Source organism: Limnoglobus roseus, assembly GCF_008254045.1.
GTDB lineage: Bacteria > Planctomycetota > Planctomycetia > Gemmatales > Gemmataceae > Limnoglobus > Limnoglobus roseus.
In genome coordinates this window covers 993,814-1,011,980 of the sequence record NZ_CP042425.1, presented here as the reverse complement: position 1 = coordinate 1,011,980, position 18,167 = coordinate 993,814, and the positions used below count along the sequence as shown (strand labels likewise).

Below are 18,167 nucleotides of genomic sequence, written 5' to 3'. Positions count from 1 at the left end.
GGCGCGGTGAAGACGCCTTCCCCTCTCGCCCACTCAGGGTATCAGAAGAACGCTCACTTCGAGAATGTGCCGCCGGAGCTTTCGTTGCCGCTGATCTGGCCGGTCTTGAGATTGTAGATCAGCGGGTTGCCGCTCTTGTAGTTCTTCTCGCGGCCGACGCCGGTGCCCTTGCGTTGGTAGATCGTCGCCTGGCCGTCGCCGTAGGCTTCCAGCGTGATGAGGTTGCCGTCGTACTTCACGATGTGGCCGACGCCGTCGTAGTCGTCGGTCCGCACGCGGGCGTCGCCCACGGCTTCCATCGTGCGGCGGTCCTCCGTGCCGGAAGCGTTCTGGTAGACGGTCGTGGTCAGGGTATCGGTGCACTTCAGCACTAGCGACCGCGGCGGCGTGAGGTGTTCCGGCACGTCCAGGTCGAGTTCCAGCGTCGGGATGTGGAAGACGCGGATGTTGCTGGTGAAAACTGCCTTCTGGAAGATCTGCTTCTTGTCCTCGATCACCAGCCGCTCGGCGAACCGCACGACGGTGAGCTTCATCTCCTCTTCCTTCTTCTGGTTCGGCGGCGGGGGCGGCGTCCCGGCGGGTTGCGGCTGCGCGTCCTTCGAGCCGAGTTGCAGCGTTCGCGTCTCGCCGGGGCCGGTGGCGTTGATGACGGTGCGGGTGTCCTGTACCTGCACGTCGAGGAACTTCGCCGTGATCCGCTGGGCCTTCACGTGCTTGCCGGTCTTGCGGTCGATCGTCTCGTCGGCGAAGTAGACGTAGTTCGCCGGGCGAGCCGCGTTCCCGCCGCCGTCTTCCTCGGGCTGCGGTTCGCAGAGGACGCGCTCGATCTTCGCCTCGTCCTTCTTGTCCTTGTCCGCGGTGCGGGCCGCCGGGGCGTTCTCGGTCCGCTTCATCTGATTGAAGTAGATCGGCCGGTCGAACTGCACCGACAGGCGGTGGCAGATCACGTAGGACCGCTGCCACGGGGCGGCGCTGATGGCGACCTTCGCGGCGGTGTTCGGCTTCCGTTCCGGCGGCAGTTGCACGGCCTGAACCTGCCCGATGAACTCGGCCGAGCGGAGTTCGCCCTTGAAGGTCATCCCCCGCTGCCAGTCGATCTGCATCTCGGACTTTTCGTTCAGCGGCGTGCCGGCGAGGTCGGTCGAACTCGGCATTCGCAGTTGGCCGCGGCCCTTCACAGTAACGGTGTTGTTCGGCTGGTTGATGTCCACGTCCGGGCCGGTGATGGTCGTGTCCTCGAACTGCACGAACGCGAGCTTCTCGTCCGTGCCGAACACCTTCATCGCGTGGCCGGCCGGCAGGTGGTCGATGTTCAGCGTCTCGCCGACGATGTGCAGGGCGTCCGGCTTGTTCGCCTCGGCGGCGTCCTGGTGCGCGACCACACGGCCCTCGCACCGGGCAGTGTCGATCTCGTACCGGACGCCGGGCTTCTCCTTCGTGTTCGGCTTCACAGGCATCGGCGACCGGGCGATGCGCACCTCGATCTGACGGGCTGATAGTTCCATCGGCTTTGGCTTGGGCTTCACGACTGTCACCGTAACGACCGGCTCCAGGAACGGTGAGGCGGTCGGTAAGGCCGGCGGCGGCACGGCCGCCGCGGGTGCGGGGGCCGGCGTGGTAGTGGAGGCTTGTTCTTGTTGAATCGGCTTCGCCACGTCCTGGAAGAAGGCATTGAAGCGGTCGGTGTCCTTGATGATCGTGTCTTCCGAGTGGCCTTCGACGTGGCCGATGCCCTGGACGCGGGCCGGCTTGGCCGACTCCATGCTCGACGGCTCGCCGCCCTTCGAGCCGGACTGCCCGGCTTCCAGCCAGAGCTTCAGCGTGTCGGCCTTCAGGTCGAACCCGGTCTTCGGGTCGGTGAACCGACCGTCGCCGACGAACACGAGCAGGTCGCACTCCTTCTCGCCGACCTTGTCCTTCAGTTGCGTGAGCGATTCCTTCCAGCTCGCCGTCATGGTGTTCGTTTTCGTCACCTCGTCGAACAGATCGACTTTGCCCACGCCGCGGACTTCGACGCGGCTGGTCTTCTGTTGTTTCGTGTTCGGCGGCGGCTCGATCGACTCCATCACCAACTGTCCGACAACGGCGGGCGATGTCTGCGTGGCGGCGGCCCCGGTCACGAGGCGGTTCCCCTGCCGCACGGCCACGAGCGGCGACCCGCGGAGGGTGGACCGCGTCAGCCTCTTCTCCGGTTCCGTTTCGTGAATGAGTGCCGTGCCGAACGCCTGCAAGCCTTCCGTCTCGGCGGAGAGGTAAACGCTGTGGCCGGTTGCCCGCAAGTTCTTGAACTGACTCGACGGCGGCTTCGTGCCGTCCTTCGGCGGGGCGTTCGGCGTCCGCGAGATCGGGCCGTTGAACTCGATTTCGAGGAGTTGACAGACGAGGTGATCGCGGCCGCCGAGCGGCGACAGGCGTGTGACCTCGACGTTGTTCGGGAGCAGCGGGTTGGCCTGCGGCGAGACTTCGAACCGGGCGGTGTTCTTGCCCCAATCGTAGTAGAACGCCCCGAGCGTGCGGATGCGGACGAGCGACTTTTCCTTCAACCGCTGGGCGGCCGCCATACCGTCGATGATGCCGCCGCCGAGGGCCGTCAGGCCGAGGGTAGGGTCGCCGCCGTTCGCGTCGGGCTTGCCCTTCGCGGCTGGTGGCTTCGGCTGGCTGTCGCCGAAGAAGCTCGATTGGCCGTCGCCCCACAGGTTGAACTCGACGTTCTCGTTCAGCACCAACTCGCGGATGCCGGCAAACCCGGCCGACTTCGCACCGGGTTTCACCTCGGCCGGGTTCCGCGGCTTCAGGTAAATCTTCATCCCCTCGGCCGTGATGGTCGGCGGCGGCGTGTGGTGGCCGAGGGCCATGTCCGCGAGGATGTTGCCGTTCAGCACGTCGTCGGCGTTCAGCGGCACCGACGGCAGTCCGCTCCCGCGGATCGGCCGCGGTTGGTTCTCGCGGTTGACGATCTCGACGACGGCGGACGTCCAGATGTGCGGCGCGTTCGGGTTGTTGATTACGTCCGGGTGGTCCTGCGTGCGGTAGAACAGCGGGCCGGGCGTCTTGAAGACGAACGCCTTGTTCGGGTCGTTCGACTGCTGGTTGTTCGTGATGAGGATGCGGCCGTTTCGCGGGTCGGTGCGGGCGGTCGGGTTCGGCGTGGCCCGCAGTTCGAAGCCGATGATCTTCGCCTTGCCGATGAGCATCTCGCGCTCGTTTCCGATCGGCTTATCGAGTTCGATGATCGCCTCGTCGCCGTGCATCGTCGTCACTTCCGTGACTTCGCCGTCCTTCGGCTTGCCGAATTGCGCCATGCTGAACGGCGCGAGCCGCACGAACCGTGACGGGTTGTCGATCGGGTCCGGCCGGCCGGCGGCGAAGACGATCCCCTCGTCCCGCAGTTCGAGCCGCGTGGGGTAACTCGATTCGATTTCGACGCAGTTCTGGCCGAAGGCTTCCTTCAAGCGCAGAATCGTGGGCGACTCATGGAAGATTATCGGCGGGGCTGGGGTGTCAACGGCGTCGAGGTACTTGGCCGGCAGGTTCGGCAGGCCGTCGATGGCCCCGAAGATTTGCGCGTAGCCGGTGTAGGCCGTCCCGAAGGCGAACAGGCCGATGACGAGCATCAGAATCCGGCGCGGCGTCCACACGAATCACCGTCCTCGCGTTTCACTTCTCGGTGTACTGCTTCACCACGTCGCCCCACTGCCCCTTCAGGGTCAGCAGCCACTCGATGGCTTCCCGCACGGCCCCGTGACCGCCCGGCAACTGCGTCACGTAATCGGCCGCGGCCCGCACTTCCCGGCAGGCGTCGGCCACCGTTACCGCGAGGCCGCACCGCCGCAGCATCGGCAAGTCCGGCAGATCGTCGCCGATGGCACACACCTGTTGCGGCCACACGCCCAGGGTTTTCAACACTTCGTCCAGGGCCGCCGATTTATCCGAGCTTCCCTGAATCACCGGGCCAACGCCGAGTTCTTTCGCCCGCCGATCAACGGCCGACGACGCCCGCCCGGAGATAATCGCGGCCCGATTACCCGACTCGCGCCAGAACTTCAAGCCCGACCCGTCGCGGACGTGGAACTGCTTCAGTTCCGACCCGCCGTCGGCGTACACGATGCGGCCGTCCGTCAGCACGCCGTCTACGTCGAGAACGAGCAGCGAAATCTGCTTCGCACGGCCGGCTAACTCAGTGGGGGAGAAGCGGGGCAACTGCGGACCTTCCTTGTGTCAACCAGCGGTTGCCGTCGCAACGGCGAGCGTCCCGGCGTAAGCGGGACATGTCTGCGTGCAAACTGACACGTCCCGCTTACGCCGGGACGCTCGCCGTTGATACCGCTTCCACATCCGTCGTATCTCCCCACTTTACTCGGCCGCCGGCTTCACCAATCGTAACGCCGGGCGAACTCCGCTCGCCGGTGTTGGCGGTTCCTGGCCAATCAGATCGGTAATGTCGATCATGCCGACCGGGCGGCCGTCGCCATCGACGACGGGCAGTTCACTGACCTTCCGTGACCGCATCAGATCGACGGCCTCTCTCACTTTCGCGGTCGGGCGGATCGTGATCGGCGTGCGGGTCATGACGGCCGCGATGGGGCCGTTGAACGCGGTGTCGTCGTTGTTCTCGAACAGGCGGGCCAAGTCGGAATCGGTGAACAGGCCGGCGAGTTTGCCGTCGGCTTCGACGAGCATGATCGCCCCGGTGCGGCGGCCGGTGTGTCGGACCTTCGCGAAGACGCTCCGCACCGTGTCGGTCGTCGCCGCGATGCGGAGTTCGTCGCCGTGCCGCATGAACGCTTCGGCCGTCGCCAACTTGCGGCCGAGGCTGCCGGCCGGGTGGAACTTCGCGAAGTCGTCGGCCGAGAAGCTCCGCTTCTCGCTCAGGGTGAACGCGATCGCGTCGCCGAGGGCGATCATCACCGTGGTGCTGGTACTCGGGGCGAGTTGGTTCGGGCAGGCTTCCGTGATCGGGCCGTAAACGATGCGGGCGTCGGCCGCCTTCGCGAGCGTGCCGTTCGGGTTTCCGGTGACGGCGATGATCGCACTCGCGAACTGCCGCAGTGGACCGAGCAGGCGGACGATTTCCTCGCTCTCGCCGCTGTGCGAGAACAGCACGACCACGTCTTCCGGGGCGACCATGCCGAGGTCGCCGTGGGCCGCCTTCGTGGCATCAAGGGTGTACGCGCGGGTGCCGGTGGAGTTGAACGTGCCGACGAGCTTCTGGCCGACGTCCGCCGACTTGCCGACGCCGACAACGGCGACTCGGCCGCGACAGTTCGCCAACACGTCGATGACTTGCTCGAAGTTCTCGCCGATGCGGTCCGCGACAACGCGCAGGGCGTCCGACTCGGCGAAGAGAATCTGCCGGGCGAACGCGAGGGAGTCGAGCGGAATGGTCCGGGCCACCGCGGTCATGGCACATCCTTGTGCGGAGACGGGTCCGAGTGGGGTATACCCCGCCGGGTGAACGACGTGCAACCGCAAAAACGAGTGGAGCGCGGGTGAGACACCCGCGCTCCACTCAGAAGACTCTGCGACGCGGCGAAACTGTTACAGCTTGCCGGCTTCCTTGTACATGACGTGCTTCCGCACGACCGGGTCGAACTTCCGCAGTTGGATGCGGTCCTTCGTGTTGTTCTTGTTCTTCTCGGTGAAGTAACAGTGGTTGCTCTCGCTGCTCACGAGCTTGATGATGTGCCGAGCTTCTTTGCCCTTGGCCATGTCGGCCTCCGGTTAGAGGGTGTCTCCCGGGAGAATTCGCCCCGGACGCGAACAGTCACTATATCGGCCGCCCGGTGCGTGGCCACGGGTCGAGCCGGAAACGCAGATTCACAAAAAATTGCCCGCGAGTGGCGGGAGCGGGTAAAACGTAGAGAGGCGAACCCGCCCAGCGTTCCCGCCGAGAGCCGTCGTGAAGACCCCGCCGCCGCCGGACAGACCGTTCGACCCCGACGACCCCAACTTCGACCCGTGGGCCGACGACCCGAACGCGCCCAAAGAACCGGGGCTGTCGGACGATGACGATAACGACATCCCGTGGTCGGAACCGAACGAGGACGCCGCCGACGAAAACGAAGACCACGAGGACACGCCGACGCCGTTGCGGGTGAACCCGACGGCTCCCGTCCGCGGACCGGTGGCTCTGCTCGACTCGCAGTTGCGCGGCGAGATCGAGTTCGAAATCCTCTTCCAACAGACCAAGGCCGAACTGCTGCGACCCCTTCCCGCGCCGTCGCCGGGCGAGAGTCGGCGAATCTTTCAACTGCTGGCCGTGGCGCTGGTGCTGTTCCTGCTATCGTTCCTGTGGGAAAGCGTGCGGTGGATCGGCATGGCGGTCGGCGTCGTGTTCCTCCACGAACTCGGCCACTTCCTCGCAATGCGGTACTTCGGCTACCGCGACGTGAAGATGTTCATCGTCCCGTTCTTCGGCACGGTCGGCCCCCGTCGCCCCGAAACCGCGGCCGGGTGGAAGCGGGCCGTCACGTACCTGATGGGGCCGCTGCCGGGGTTAGTGGCCGCGGCGGGGTTGTACTTCGCGTTCCGGCCGCCGGTCGAACACGCCCTGTTCGAGTTGATCCGAATGCTGTTGATCCTCAACGCCTTCAACCTGTTGCCGGTGGTGCCACTGGACGGCGGACGGGTGCTGGACGCACTGTTCCTCAGTCGCCGGCCGTGGGCGGGGACGGTCTTCCGGGCGTTCACCATCGCGATGCTCGTCGTGCTCATGATCTGGGTGGAAACGGTGATCGCGAAGGTCGTCCTCGGCCTGATCGCCACGTTCACGCTGTTGGCGACGCCGCTCACCCACCGGCAGGCGCGGTCCCGCAAGGTGCTGGGCGGCCACTTCTCGTCGATGCCCGATCACCTGGCCGACGTGCCGAACGACATGCTGCGAGAACTCTTCGGCGTGGCTCTGGCCCTGGCGAACAACTACGACCCGACTCGTCTGGCCGTGGTCATGCGCGACCTGCACGGGCAAGCCGCGATGCGACTGCCGTCGCCGCGGGTGGCAGCGGTCCTACTCAGCCTGTACCTGTTCGCGTGGGCACTGGCCGCCGCAACGGTCACGCCCGTCGCGCAGGCCGAACTGTCCCGGGAAGAGGCGGTCCGCCCGCTCTTGGTTGCCTTTCAGGCGGCGACCGACGCGGAGGGCCGCGAACCCGAGTGGACCGCGTGCCTCAACTGCTGGCGGGCCGCCGACCCCGTAATCCGCGAAGACGCCTTCGAAACGCTGGAGCGGGTCGATCTCCTATCACCGAAGGGCGTGAACTACCTGACGAAGTTGCGGCCGATCGTCGAGAAGTGAAATCATCTCGATGTCTGATCTCTGGGTGCATCCGATGGCGGGCTCAGGGCATAGACCTTCGCCAAAATCGCGACCAGTTCTCGTGGATTGACCACACCGGACGTGCTCTCCACTGCGGCGACCGGGGCATAGACCAGCCACGAACAGACCACGTGGCACGCTCGCCGTAAGCAGGTACTTGTCGTGCCCTCGCGGTTCCAGGTCAACCGAACGATAGCCTCTTCCGACGCGACGTTTGCAGAACTGATCGCCGCGAGCAAAACAGTTCTGTCTGTCTGAATTTCGCCCGTTGGCGTGAGGATGACTGCGGGTCGTTTCTTCTCGTTCACGCCGTTCGGGTCCCGAGTGGTGACCCAAACGATCCGGCCTTGCTGAAGGGGAGATGACACGACTCGACCTCAGTCGACCGGTGAAAAGGGGTCAGCATCCTCGTCGTACCACGCTTGCGGTGGCGGGGAATGGGCTGCGAGTTGTACGGCTTCGGCGGCGGTCGGTGAGAGGTATTCGGCGGTGATGGCGTAGAGGTCGTCGAGTGTGACCCATCGTGCGGACAACTTGGCGTGTAAAGCCGCAAGCTCATCGAGACAGGATTGTAACCGGCTTCGTTCCGGGAAGTCGTCGTGGGCGTCGGGCTCGAGAACCAACAGAGCCTTCAAAAAGTGCGTATAGGCTTGTAACACGCGCAGGTATTGCTCGCGGACGGCGTGTAATTCCTCGACGCGATCGGCGACGGCGGCGGCTTTACACGTCGCAGCCCAGCGCCCCCATGCACTAGACCAGATGAGGCCGTGGCGCAAGCCTTGCTGAGAGAACGCCGGGTGGAGAGGTCGATAACGATCGTGACCTGTTAACCGTTCCAGCATCTCGTTAACCATCCCCGCCCCCTCTCACGCCACGAACTGTTCCAAGAACTTCTTGCTCTGCCGGAGCGCCCGCCGGCGGTCGGCGAAGTCGCGGTCGAAGGCGCGGTCCTCCACCTCGATACACACCGCCCCATTGTACCCCGTGTCGGTCAGGGACGAGAAGAACTCCGGCCACTTCACGTCGCCGAGACCGGGCAACTTTGGCGTGTGCCAGCCGAGGCCCATCACGCCGCCTTCGTAGAGCTTGTCCGGGTTGATCCGCTCGTCCTTCGCGTGAACGTGGACGATCTTCCGGCCGAACTCCCGTAACGCCCGGCCGGCGTCGATGAACTGCCAGATCAGGTGCGACGGGTCGAAGTTCAACCCGATCGGGGCCGTCGGGAACGCCTGGAACAGCCGCCGCCACACGGCCGGGCTGATGGCTACGTTCTTGCCGCCCGGCCACTCGTCGTTGCTGAACAGCATCGGGCAGTGCTCGATGCCGATGGTCACGCCGGCCGCCTTCGCCGCGTCGAGGATGCCCGGCCAGACGCGGGCGATCATGTTGAAGTTGTCCTCGATCGTCTGGTGCCAGTCGCGGCCGATGAACGTGTTGACGATCTTGGTGCCGACGAGCGGGGCGGCGGCGATCACCTTCCTCAAGTGCCCGATGACCAACTCGCGGTGGGCCGGGTCCGGGTCGAGCGGGTTCGGGTAATACCCGAGGCTGGAGATGCTAACGCCGTGCTTCGCGGCCAAATCCTTCACCCGCTGCCCTTGTTCCGGCGTGAAGTTCGTCACGTCGACGTGGGTGACCCCCGCGTACCGCCGCTCGGCCTTGCTCACCGGCCAGCACATCAATTCCACGCACTGGAAGCCTTCGTCGGAGGCGAACTTCAACACGTCTTCCAGCGACAGGTCGCTCAGGATGGCACTCACGAAGCCGAGTTGCATACGACACCCGATGGGGATCAAAGACAGAGGAGGGGTGAGAGTGTTTTACGAACTCGGGGGCGGGGGGATACGGATACCCGCCGGCCGCGCGGGCGAGGGTGGAAATTTCGCTCTCGTTCGCGCGGCGTGGAATCCTCCGGACGCGGCAGTTTTGGCAGGTTCGGCAATTCCTACCGATCCGCCGATTGTGTCGTTCGCACAAACTTTGCCGAACATCCCTCATGTTACCGGACCGGTCGTGCCGATCATGTCGGCTAGAGAAGCAATCCGTTCGCGCGGGCGGTGGCTACCGTTGGGTGCCGCCAGTGCAGGTCACAGGCGTGAGTGGCCCGCGGTCGGCTCGGGGGAGAGCCGGCGGACCATATCAACGACCGCCCCGACCCGGTACGGGTGGGCAGTTCAGGAGCGTGCCATGCGGAAACGTGTGCTGGGGACAATCGCGGCGTTCACGGTGGGGGCCGGTGCCGTGTTCGCGCAATCGCCACAAACCCCGGTGCCGCCGCCCACGGCGCTCGGCCCGGTGCCCGGCTACGACGGTGGGTTTCAACCCGCCGGCGGGCCGCAAGTGGGTGAAATCATACCGCCGCCGGTCGGCTCCTTCGGGCCGATGGGGCCGGGCGGGCCGGAAATGGGCGGCTACCCGGGCGGTGGCTATCCCGGCGGCGACCCGGGGGCCGGCGGGCCGATGTATCCGCCGGGCCTGCACGGCCAGCAGGCGTGGGAAGGGGCCTTCGCCCAGTCGGGCGGTGCAGCCGCACAATCGCGGGCGAACTGCTTCTACCTCGACAGCCAGTTCTTGCTCTTCTTCGTGAAGGCTCAACCGGCGAACGTGCCGTTCGTCAGCACCAGCGCCCCGCAAGACGCGGGCATCGCCGGCCGCCCGACGACGACGCTGCTCTTCAGCCAGTCGGACCTCGGGTACAACGTGTTCTCCGGGTTCAACATCACCGGCGGGTACTTCCGAGACGCCGACCGCCGCATCGGGATCGAACTCGGCGGCATGTTGCTGGAGCGGAAGTCGAACGCCTACTATGCCGCGTCCGACACGAACGGCATCCCGGTTCTCGCCCGGCCGTTCATCGACGCGGCGACCGGTAACCCGGCCGTGTTGACCGTCGCCCAACAAGGGCTGGCCAGCGGCAGCGTCTCGGTCGTCACGCGGAACGAAATCTACGGCGGCGAAGCCAGCCTGCTGACGAACCTGTACCGCAGTTGCCCGGACGACGGGTGCAAGATCAACGTCAACGGCATCGCGGGCTTCCGGTTCATGGAAATCCACGAAGACCTGCGGATCGACTCGGCCTCCACGATCATCGGCAACGGTCAGCCGCGGTTCAACGGGGCGGCCATCTTCTCGCCCGCGGTCGTCGGCGTGTCGGACAGCTTCGACGTGTTCAACCGATTCTACGGCGGCCAGTTCGGGATCAACGCCACGGCCACCTGCGGCCGGTGGAATTTCGGCCTGAAGGCCAAGATCGCCCTCGGTGTGATGAACGAGACGCTCGACATCGACGGCCGCTCGAACCTGTTGGACACGCAACGTAACCTGTTCGCCCAAGGGATCGGCGGCCTGTACGCCAACGCCCAGAACATCGGCCGGACGCGGCACGACGAGTTCGCCGTGCTGTCGGATGTCGGCACGAACCTCGGCTACAACTGGACCTCGTGGTTCACGACGGCCATCGGCTACAGCTACCTGCAAGTGAACCACGTGCTGCGGCCGGGCAACGTCATCAGCAACACCGTGAACTCGGCGATTCTGCCGACGAGCCAGAACTTCGGCACGGGCACGGTGGTGCCGCTCGCCGCCCGCACGTTCCCCCAGACCGACTTCTGGGCGCAAGGGGTGACGTTCTCGATGATCCTCAAGTATTAAGCCGGGGAGAATCCGGCACGCTCGACCCCGGCAGCGGCACGCTGCCGGGGTTTTTTCATTCCGGACGGGGTCCCCTGGTCCGCGAAGGAATTCGGGAATATTTTCTTCTCCGTGAGAAGATAAAGTTGACACTGTGACGCGAACGGTGAAATAATGGGGAAACCTGGATTCCCAAATCAGACACCCGCCGCCTTTTCGCAGTTCAAAGCGTGCTATACCAGTAAGAGCGAGAAGGCTTAGTCTCTTGGGATGTTTCGTCGGCCGGGGCGACCAATAGGATTTCGCATGAGAACGGTCACTTTTCTGGTTCTAGAAGGCGTTGACAAGGGCCGCGTCTTCCGCGACCTCCCGATTCCGTGCACGATCGGCCGCGAAGAGGGTAACGGCCTTCGCCTGAACGACGAGCGAATCAGCCGCTATCACGCCAAAGTCCAGTACGAGGACGGCGACGTGATCATCACCGACCTCGAAAGCACCAACGGCACCCGTGTCAACGGTACGACGGTCCAGATCCGCCGCCTGCGGCCGGGCGACCAGGTTTCGGTCGGTCGGTCGATGCTACTATTCGGCACGATGGAAGAAATCGCCGCCCGCCGCGGCTCTGCCGCCGGTCTGCCGGCGGCCGGCAACGCGGCCACGCTACGGCTCGACGAGTTGGCCAAATCGCTCGGCGGCCGGAACATGATCGACGTGACCCAGCGGACCGACAAGGGCAACGGCGAGTGGAGCGCCCGCGACGAGGACATCCCGCCGCTGCCGCAGAAATTGACCGGTGCTCAGGCGGCCCGCCTCGCAGAAATCCTCGACTACATGCACCAGGGCCTGACTTCGGCGGTCGAGAACATCGACGCCAACGAGGACGGCACGGAAGTTAAACTCGGGTTCAACGAGTGGCAGACCGTCCAGGCCGTGCAGATGCTTCTTGCCCGTTACGTCCGCATGATCGCGGAGCCGGAGTTGCGGTAAGCGGGGAAGACAGAACACGCGAACGGGCCGGGGATTCATTCCCGGCCCGTTTCGTTTTGTAGCCGCAGGCTTCAGCCTGCGGACGACCTCCGCCGGCGAAGGTCACTGTGCCGAGGCCAAGCCTTCCGCGGGTGGAAGATTTTCGCAGGCTGAAGCCTGCGGCTACTTCGCCGGCAGGTCCGTGAACGGCGGTTTGTCGAATCGACACTCGGCGTCCACGACCCGCGGGTCGCCCGCGTCCTTCAGCACCTTCATCAGCCGCCCGGCCATCTCCTCCTTCGCTTTCGCGTACTTCGGGTCGCCGGCCACGTTCTTCACCTGATCCGGGTCGGTGCGGCAGTCGTAGAGTTCCTCGGCTGGCCGCTTGCCGAAGGCGGCGTCGTAGTACGACTTCCCCTTCGGGTCGTTGCGGTTCAGGATCAGCCACGCCTTCGTCGGCCCGGCGTCCAGGTCGGCGAACGCGGCCCGCGTGTTCGTCTCCAGCGTCTTCGCGTCCGGGGCGGCGGTCGCAGTCACGCCGTTCGCGTCGCCCATCGGCGTGCGGTCCGGGGCGAAGTTGCGGACGTAAAGATAGTCCGCCGTCCGCAACGCCCGGTGCGGGTACGGCAGGTTCCCCGCGCGGGCCGATTCGACGTGCCGCTCGCGGCCGGTGACGACCCACGTTCGCGTCGAGTCGATCTGACCGGACTTCTCGGACTTCAGCACGTCCACCAAACTCCGGCCCTGCACGCCGTCGGGCACTTTCACGCCGCCGACTTCGAGGAACGTCGGCGTCAGGTCCATGAGGCTCACGAAGTCGTCGACCACACGGCCGCCCTTCCCGCCGGGCCACGCGGTCACGAGCGAGACGCCGACGCCGAAGTCGTAGAGGTTGCACTTGCCGCCGGGGAAACCGGGGCCGCCGTGGTCGCCGGAGATGACGACCAGCGTCCGGTCGCGCTCGCCGGACTCGTCGAGTTGTTTCATCAGCACGCCGACGTAGGAATCGAACGCCTGCACTTCGCCGAGGTAGTCGGCGAAGTCCTCGCGCACCTCCGGCACGTCGGGCAGTTGGGCCGGCAGTTTGCCCTTCAGCGAGTCCGGGTCGATGCCCCAGAGAGCCTTGCCCGATCCCTTGATCCAGGTGCGGTGCGTCGTCGTCGGGCCGAACAGGTAGAAGAACGGCTTCCCCTTCTCGCGGGCCGTCAGGAAGTCGGCGAAGTTGCCCCGCACTTGCCCCAGCAGTTCGTCGCGGGCCTTCTCCAGCGGCGTGCCCTTGCCAACGGCGGCGGTCACGTTCTCGGAGAAGTTGTTGAACTTCATCCCGGCCTTCTGGTAGGCGTACTTCTGCCCGCCGATGGGGGCGTCGGCCGGCGTGCCGGGACCCCAGACCTTGCCGGTCTTGCCGATGGTGTACCCGGCTTCCTTCAACAGCAGCGGCGACGCGGGGAGGCTGCCGTCCCAGATCGCCCCCTGAAGGATGGCGGCCCGACCCGTAGTAAAGAAGTACCGCCCCGTCAGTAGCGAACTCCGGCACGGCGTACACGACGGCGCGGGCACAAAGGCGTTCCGAAACAGCGTGCCGCGGGCCGCGACGGCGTCGATGTTCGGCGTCTTCACCACGCTGTTCGCCGTCGGCCGCGATTCGTGCTTCGCGTGGGCGGAGGCGTACCGCCCCCAGTCGTCGGCGAAGATAAAGAGGACGTTGAACCGCGGGGCGTCCGCGGTCGCGCCGGCGAGCGACAGCAACGTGAAGGCAAGCGTAAGGGACAGTCGGAGCAACATGATTCACACGGGGAGGGGACGATGGGCGAACGTGTCCGCGGGTTACTGTATCAACTCGCCGCGGTGGCGGGGTTGGCGATCTTCGTGCCGATCGCGATGGCCGAACCGCGGAAGCCGAACGTCGTGTTCATCCTCGCCGACGACCTCGGCTACGGCGACATCGGCCCCTACGGCCAGAAGAAAATTCGCACGCCGGTCCTCGACCAACTCGCGGCCGACGGCGTGAAGTTCACCCAGGCTTACGCGGGGGACACCGTGTGCGCCCCGTCGCGATGTGCCCTCATGACCGGCCTGCACACCGGCCACTGTCGCGTCCGTGGCAACGGCGGCGGGCCGACCGGCGGCAACGTGGCCCTGACGGCCGGGGACTTGACCTCGGCGGAAGTTTTGAAGAAGGCCGGCTACGCGACCGCCCTCGTCGGCAAGTGGGGACTCGGCGAGGAAGGCTCGACCGGCGTGCCGACGAAGAAGGGCTTCGACCACTTCTACGGCTACCTGAACCAGACGCACGCTCACAACTACTACCCCGATTACCTCATCCGCAACGAGTACCGCGAGCCGATCCCGGCAAACGTGCAGAACGAGAAGGCGAAGGGCGTGGCCGCGAAGCCGACGACCTACGCCCCGGACCTGCTGCTGAAGGACGCGCTCGGGTTCATCGACGCGAACAAGGAGCGGCCGTTCTTCCTCTGCTACACGACGATCGTTCCGCACGCCAACAACGAGAAAACGCGGCTCGACAAGAACGGCAACGAGGTGCCGAGCGACGAGCCGTACACGAACGAGGCGTGGCCGCAGCCGGAGAAGAACAAGGCGGCGATGATTACCCGACTCGACCGTGACATCGGCACGATCTTGAAAAAACTTGCCGACCTGAAACTCGTCGAGAACACCATCGTCATTTTCAGCAGCGATAATGGCCCGCACAAGGAGGGTGGCAACGACCCGGCGTTCTTCGCCAGCAGCGGCCCGTTCCGGGGCATCAAGCGGGCGATGGCCGACGGCGGCATCCGCGTGCCGTTCATCGTGCGGTGGCCGGGCGTCGTGAAGCCGGGCCGCACGGCCGACGACGTGATCGCGTTCTGGGACTTCTTGCCGACCGTCGCCGAGATCGCGGGGCAGCCGATTCCGGCCGGCCTCGACGGGCACTCGGTCCTGCCGGCCATCACCGGCAAGGGCGAGCAGAAGGTTCACGAGTTCCTGTACTGGGAGTTCCACGAGGGCGGCACGAAGCAGGCGGTGCGGCACGGCAACTGGAAGGCGATCCGCACGGCCCCCGGCGCGAAGTTGCAACTGTTCGACGTGGTCCGCGACCCCGGCGAGGCGAAGGACGTGGCGGCCGAGAATCCCGCCGTGGCGGCGAAGATCGAGGAGTACCTGAAGACGGCCCGCACGGAGTCGAAGGAGTTCCCAATCGTACAGCCGAAGAAGTGACCCCGCTACTTCCGCCGTAACCGCTCGGCCGCGTCCTTCGCCGCCCGCAGTTCGCGCTCAAGATCGGCGAGCATCTCTTCCCGCGGCAATCGCTCGTAGCGGGCTGGTGGGATCGGTTCCCCCACGTGGACGGCGATGCCCTTGCCGTTGCGCGGCATTACCAGCGGGGCGGCGGTCGGCAACTTGTGCCCGCGCGGCCAGGCGTCGAACGCCCCGGCGATGCCGACTGGCACGATCGGCACTCGCACGCGGTCGATCAACAGCGACACGCCCGCCTTCAACGGCTGAAGGTCGCCGGTGCGGGTCCGCTCCCCTTCGGGGAAGACCAGCACCGCCCGGCCCTCGTTCAGCTTGCCGATGACGGTGCGGATGCCCTCCTTGCCGAAGCCGCGGTCGATCGGCACGGCCCCGTACCGGCGGATGAGGCGGTCGAACTTCCCGCCGCGGAAAAGCGAACTGCGGGCGAGGAACGACAGCGGTCGGCCCGCGGCGAGCGAGACGAAGATCGGGTCGAGGAACGACTGGTGGTTCGCGAGGACCAGCGCCGGGCCGGTGCGCGGGAAGTGACGACGGCCGGAACCGCGGTAGCTCCAGCCGAGGGTGAGCGTCCAGAAGACGCTCCAGTAATGGAGGTCGTAAATCAGCCGGCCGGCGAAGCCGTCGAACGGCGTTGCTGCACCACGTCCCACAGGCGTTGCACCACTTCGGCGAGGGTCAGGTGTGAAGTGTCAATTTCGACCGCGTCGCCCGCTTTGGCCAGGGGGTCGATGGACCGCGTCTCATCCTGGCGGTCGCGGAAGCGGATGTCGACGAGGATCGTCTTGTAGTCGGCGGGCTGACCGTTCTGAAGGAGTTGGGCCACGCGGCGCTCGGCCCGCACCTCGGCACTGGCCCGTAGGAAGAACTTCGCCGGCGCGTCCGGGAAGACGGCCGTGCCCTGGTCGCGGCCCTCGCAGATGTAGTCGCCGTCGTCCACGATGCGGCGCTGCTCGGCCTTCAACTTCGCCCGCACTTCCGGGAAGGTGGCGACTTTACTCGCCGCCCGGCCCATCGCCTCGGTGAAGAGGACGGCCGTCAGGTCTTCGCCGTTCAGCAGGATGCGGTGACCGGGCATCGCGAACGTGAAGTCGGCCAGCAGGTCTGTGATTCGCTCGGCGTCCCGCACCCCGGCGAAGGCGTCGATGCCGGCGCGGTGCAGGGCGAAGCCGACGGCCCGGTACATGGCCCCGGTGTTGAGCAGCGAGAAGCCGAGGCGGGCCGCGAGTTCCTTCGCAACGGCCGACTTGCCGGACCCCGCGTAGCCGTCGATGGTGACGATCATGGGATAGCACGAAGCCCGGCCGTTGTCGCGGCCGGGCTTACAGAGGTTTGAGGCCGGGTGTTAGTTGTTCACCATCAAGGTCACTTCTTCGCCGTCCTTGAGCGAGCGGGTCTTCTCCGCACCGCCGCCGGTCAGCAGTTGGTACGTGAACGAGCCGACGGCGAGGGTCAAGGTCTTCGACTCGTTCGGGGCGACGCGGTAGCCCTTGCCGTTGACGACGATCTCCACGTCGGTCGCGTACATGTTCACGAGCTTCACGCTGCCGACCTTCGGCTTTTCCTTCTCCGGTTCCTTCGCGACCGGCGACGCGAGGGCCGTGCGGGTCGATTCCAGCTTCTTGTCCAGGCTTTCGAGCTGCTTGTTCAAGGCCGTCAGCTTGTCGTCGAGGGCAGTGATCTTCTTGATGAGGCCGTCGCCGCCCGCGCCGCGGTCGGCCGTGCCTTCGAGAGCGTCCACCGTCCGCTTCTTGAAGTCCTTCAGCGACTCAAGGTCTTTCTTGATGTCTTTCAGCGATTCGAGGTCTTTCTTGATGTCGGCGAGGTCCGTCTTGCGAAGGGCCTCTACGTCTTTCTTCATGTCCGCGAGATCGGTCTTGCGGAGGGCCTCCACGTCCTTCTTGAGGTCGGCCAAGTCCTTCGTGCGAAGCGCGGCCACGTCCTTCTGGAAGTCGGCCAGATCCTTCGCCTTGATGGCGGTCAGTTGCTGCTTGAGATCGACCAGGTCCGTCGTCTTCAAGTCGGCCAGTTCTTTCTTTAGGTCGGCGATCCGTTGGTTCGTTTGATCGAGGTCTTTCTTGGTCGCGGTCGGGTCGCCCTTCGGCGGGTCGTTGTCGGCGAACATCGTGCCGGTGACGAGGGCGGTGCCCACGAGCGCGGACAGGGCGGTGCGGCGGAAGGACATAGGCATCATGGGTGGGTCTCCGGGTGTCGTTTGCGGCGTTGGCAGCGCGGGCGGCACCGAGACCGGAAGGGGCAGTGTGTCTTTCGAGTTCGACGGTTCCGCCGATTTGACATTATGACGCGACTCGGGCGGCTGCAAGCGAAATTCAGGTTGCACGGCCGGCGGCAGCTTCACCGAATCGGCCGGCTTTTCCGATTGGAGGGGCTGGGTAAGCGGCGGCACGAGCGGCAAGGCCAATGGGGCCGGAAACGCCGGCAGGGCGGGAGTTGGGACGACGGGCATCGGGTTTTCGATCGGCTTCACGTCGGGCACGGTCAACGGCACCGTTGGCGGGACCGGCTTCGTGTCGGGCTGGGCCAACGGCACCGGCACCGCTGGCGGGACCAACTTCACCTCGGGTGGGGCCACGGACAGCGGGATCGACCGCGGCGGCGGGGCCTTCTCGGGAAGCGGCAACGGCAGCGGCAGCAGTTCCGGGGCTTGCACCAACAGGCGGTCGTCGGGCGGCGGGGTCAGACTTGGTTCCGGAATCGGAGCCGAACTCGGAACGCCCAAGACGCGGACCGGCACCATCGCCGGCATGACGGCGGACTGGGCGGACGGTAGCATCACGACCGGTACCGTCCGCGCGGCCGGGTCGGCGTGGGCGGAACGGTACACGCCGCAGATCGCGGAACTAACGGTCAGGCTGACGAGGAACGTGCCCGTCAGCACCCACCGGCGATGGCGTTTCTGGGTTGCGGTCATGGGCGACCCCTCGGGAAGAAGGGGTGAAGGGGTAGTACGGTGAAGGGGTGAAAAGACCGGGTCTTTTCA

15 protein-coding genes are annotated in these 18,167 nt (G+C 65.8%); 4 read left to right on the top strand and 11 right to left on the bottom strand.

The window, feature by feature from the left end:
* Window positions 1–53 precede the first annotated feature (53 nt).
* The 4 genes from PX52LOC_RS04030 to rpmG form a co-directional block, all read right to left on the bottom strand.
* Window positions 54–3,638 carry a hypothetical protein gene (locus tag PX52LOC_RS04030; protein WP_149108882.1) on the bottom strand — a complete coding sequence of 1,195 codons (3,585 nt, stop codon included), beginning with the start codon at window positions 3,636–3,638 and terminating at the stop codon, window positions 54–56.
* Between the two features lie 19 nt (window positions 3,639–3,657).
* On the bottom strand, window positions 3,658–4,200 hold the full coding sequence (locus tag PX52LOC_RS04025) for a KdsC family phosphatase (protein ID WP_149108881.1): 543 nt from the start codon (window positions 4,198–4,200) through the stop codon (window positions 3,658–3,660).
* A gap of 153 nt (window positions 4,201–4,353) precedes the next feature.
* Complete coding sequence (locus PX52LOC_RS04020; RefSeq protein WP_149108880.1) at window positions 4,354–5,403, bottom strand: KpsF/GutQ family sugar-phosphate isomerase; 1,050 nt, start codon at window positions 5,401–5,403, stop codon at window positions 4,354–4,356.
* A 135-nt stretch (window positions 5,404–5,538) separates the two neighbouring features.
* Window positions 5,539–5,709 carry a 50S ribosomal protein L33 gene (gene rpmG / locus PX52LOC_RS04015; protein WP_149108879.1) on the bottom strand — a complete coding sequence of 57 codons (171 nt, stop codon included), beginning with the start codon at window positions 5,707–5,709 and terminating at the stop codon, window positions 5,539–5,541.
* Between the two features lie 190 nt (window positions 5,710–5,899).
* Between rpmG and PX52LOC_RS04010 the strand changes: the two genes are divergently transcribed.
* Window positions 5,900–7,294, top strand: a complete 1,395-nt coding sequence (locus tag PX52LOC_RS04010; RefSeq protein WP_149108878.1) for a metalloprotease — start codon at window positions 5,900–5,902, stop codon at window positions 7,292–7,294.
* Between the two features lie 2 nt (window positions 7,295–7,296).
* Here PX52LOC_RS04010 and PX52LOC_RS43690 read toward each other — a convergent pair whose 3' ends face one another.
* The 3 genes from PX52LOC_RS43690 to PX52LOC_RS03995 are packed head-to-tail and all read right to left on the bottom strand — an operon-like array spanning window position 7,297 to window position 9,090.
* A complete protein-coding gene (locus PX52LOC_RS43690; RefSeq protein ID WP_149108877.1) occupies window positions 7,297–7,683 on the bottom strand; it encodes a type II toxin-antitoxin system PemK/MazF family toxin in 387 nt (128 codons plus the stop codon).
* Window positions 7,684–7,692: 9 nt separating this feature from the next.
* Window positions 7,693–8,169 carry a hypothetical protein gene (locus PX52LOC_RS04000; RefSeq protein ID WP_149108876.1) on the bottom strand — a complete coding sequence of 159 codons (477 nt, stop codon included), beginning with the start codon at window positions 8,167–8,169 and terminating at the stop codon, window positions 7,693–7,695.
* 12 nt (window positions 8,170–8,181) lie between these two features.
* On the bottom strand, window positions 8,182–9,090 hold the full coding sequence (locus tag PX52LOC_RS03995; RefSeq protein ID WP_149108875.1) for a sugar phosphate isomerase/epimerase family protein: 909 nt from the start codon (window positions 9,088–9,090) through the stop codon (window positions 8,182–8,184).
* A gap of 412 nt (window positions 9,091–9,502) precedes the next feature.
* Here PX52LOC_RS03995 and PX52LOC_RS03990 point away from each other — a divergent pair, with 412 nt between their 5' ends.
* Both PX52LOC_RS03990 and PX52LOC_RS03985 read left to right on the top strand, forming a co-directional pair.
* Window positions 9,503–10,966 carry a BBP7 family outer membrane beta-barrel protein gene (locus tag PX52LOC_RS03990; RefSeq protein ID WP_149108874.1) on the top strand — a complete coding sequence of 488 codons (1,464 nt, stop codon included), beginning with the start codon at window positions 9,503–9,505 and terminating at the stop codon, window positions 10,964–10,966.
* A 285-nt stretch (window positions 10,967–11,251) separates the two neighbouring features.
* Window positions 11,252–11,932, top strand: coding sequence for an FHA domain-containing protein (locus PX52LOC_RS03985; RefSeq protein WP_149108873.1), 681 nt, complete (start codon window positions 11,252–11,254; stop codon window positions 11,930–11,932).
* Window positions 11,933–12,094: 162 nt separating this feature from the next.
* On the opposite strand, the gene PX52LOC_RS03980 is transcribed toward PX52LOC_RS03985, so the two are convergent.
* The gene (locus PX52LOC_RS03980) at window positions 12,095–13,696 is read right to left on the bottom strand and encodes a sulfatase family protein (RefSeq protein WP_149108872.1); all 1,602 of its coding nucleotides are present in this window, start codon (window positions 13,694–13,696) and stop codon (window positions 12,095–12,097) included.
* A 21-nt stretch (window positions 13,697–13,717) separates the two neighbouring features.
* Here PX52LOC_RS03980 and PX52LOC_RS03975 point away from each other — a divergent pair, with 21 nt between their 5' ends.
* Window positions 13,718–15,130: an arylsulfatase gene (locus tag PX52LOC_RS03975; protein WP_149108871.1), complete on the top strand. Its 1,413-nt coding sequence runs from the start codon at window positions 13,718–13,720 to the stop codon at window positions 15,128–15,130.
* 5 nt (window positions 15,131–15,135) lie between these two features.
* Here PX52LOC_RS03975 and PX52LOC_RS03970 read toward each other — a convergent pair whose 3' ends face one another.
* Genes PX52LOC_RS03970 through PX52LOC_RS03960 form a run of 3 tightly spaced genes read right to left on the bottom strand, consistent with a single transcriptional unit; the run spans window position 15,136 to window position 18,098 of the window.
* Complete coding sequence (locus PX52LOC_RS03970; RefSeq protein WP_149108870.1) at window positions 15,136–15,819, bottom strand: lysophospholipid acyltransferase family protein; 684 nt, start codon at window positions 15,817–15,819, stop codon at window positions 15,136–15,138.
* Entirely contained in the window at window positions 15,771–16,451 is a 681-nt protein-coding gene (cmk, locus tag PX52LOC_RS03965; protein ID WP_149108869.1) for a (d)CMP kinase, read from the bottom strand. Before cmk ends, PX52LOC_RS03970 begins: the two co-directional genes overlap by 49 nt.
* 60 nt (window positions 16,452–16,511) lie before the next feature.
* The gene (locus tag PX52LOC_RS03960) at window positions 16,512–18,098 is read right to left on the bottom strand and encodes a hypothetical protein (protein ID WP_149108868.1); all 1,587 of its coding nucleotides are present in this window, start codon (window positions 18,096–18,098) and stop codon (window positions 16,512–16,514) included.
* Window positions 18,099–18,167 lie beyond the last annotated feature (69 nt).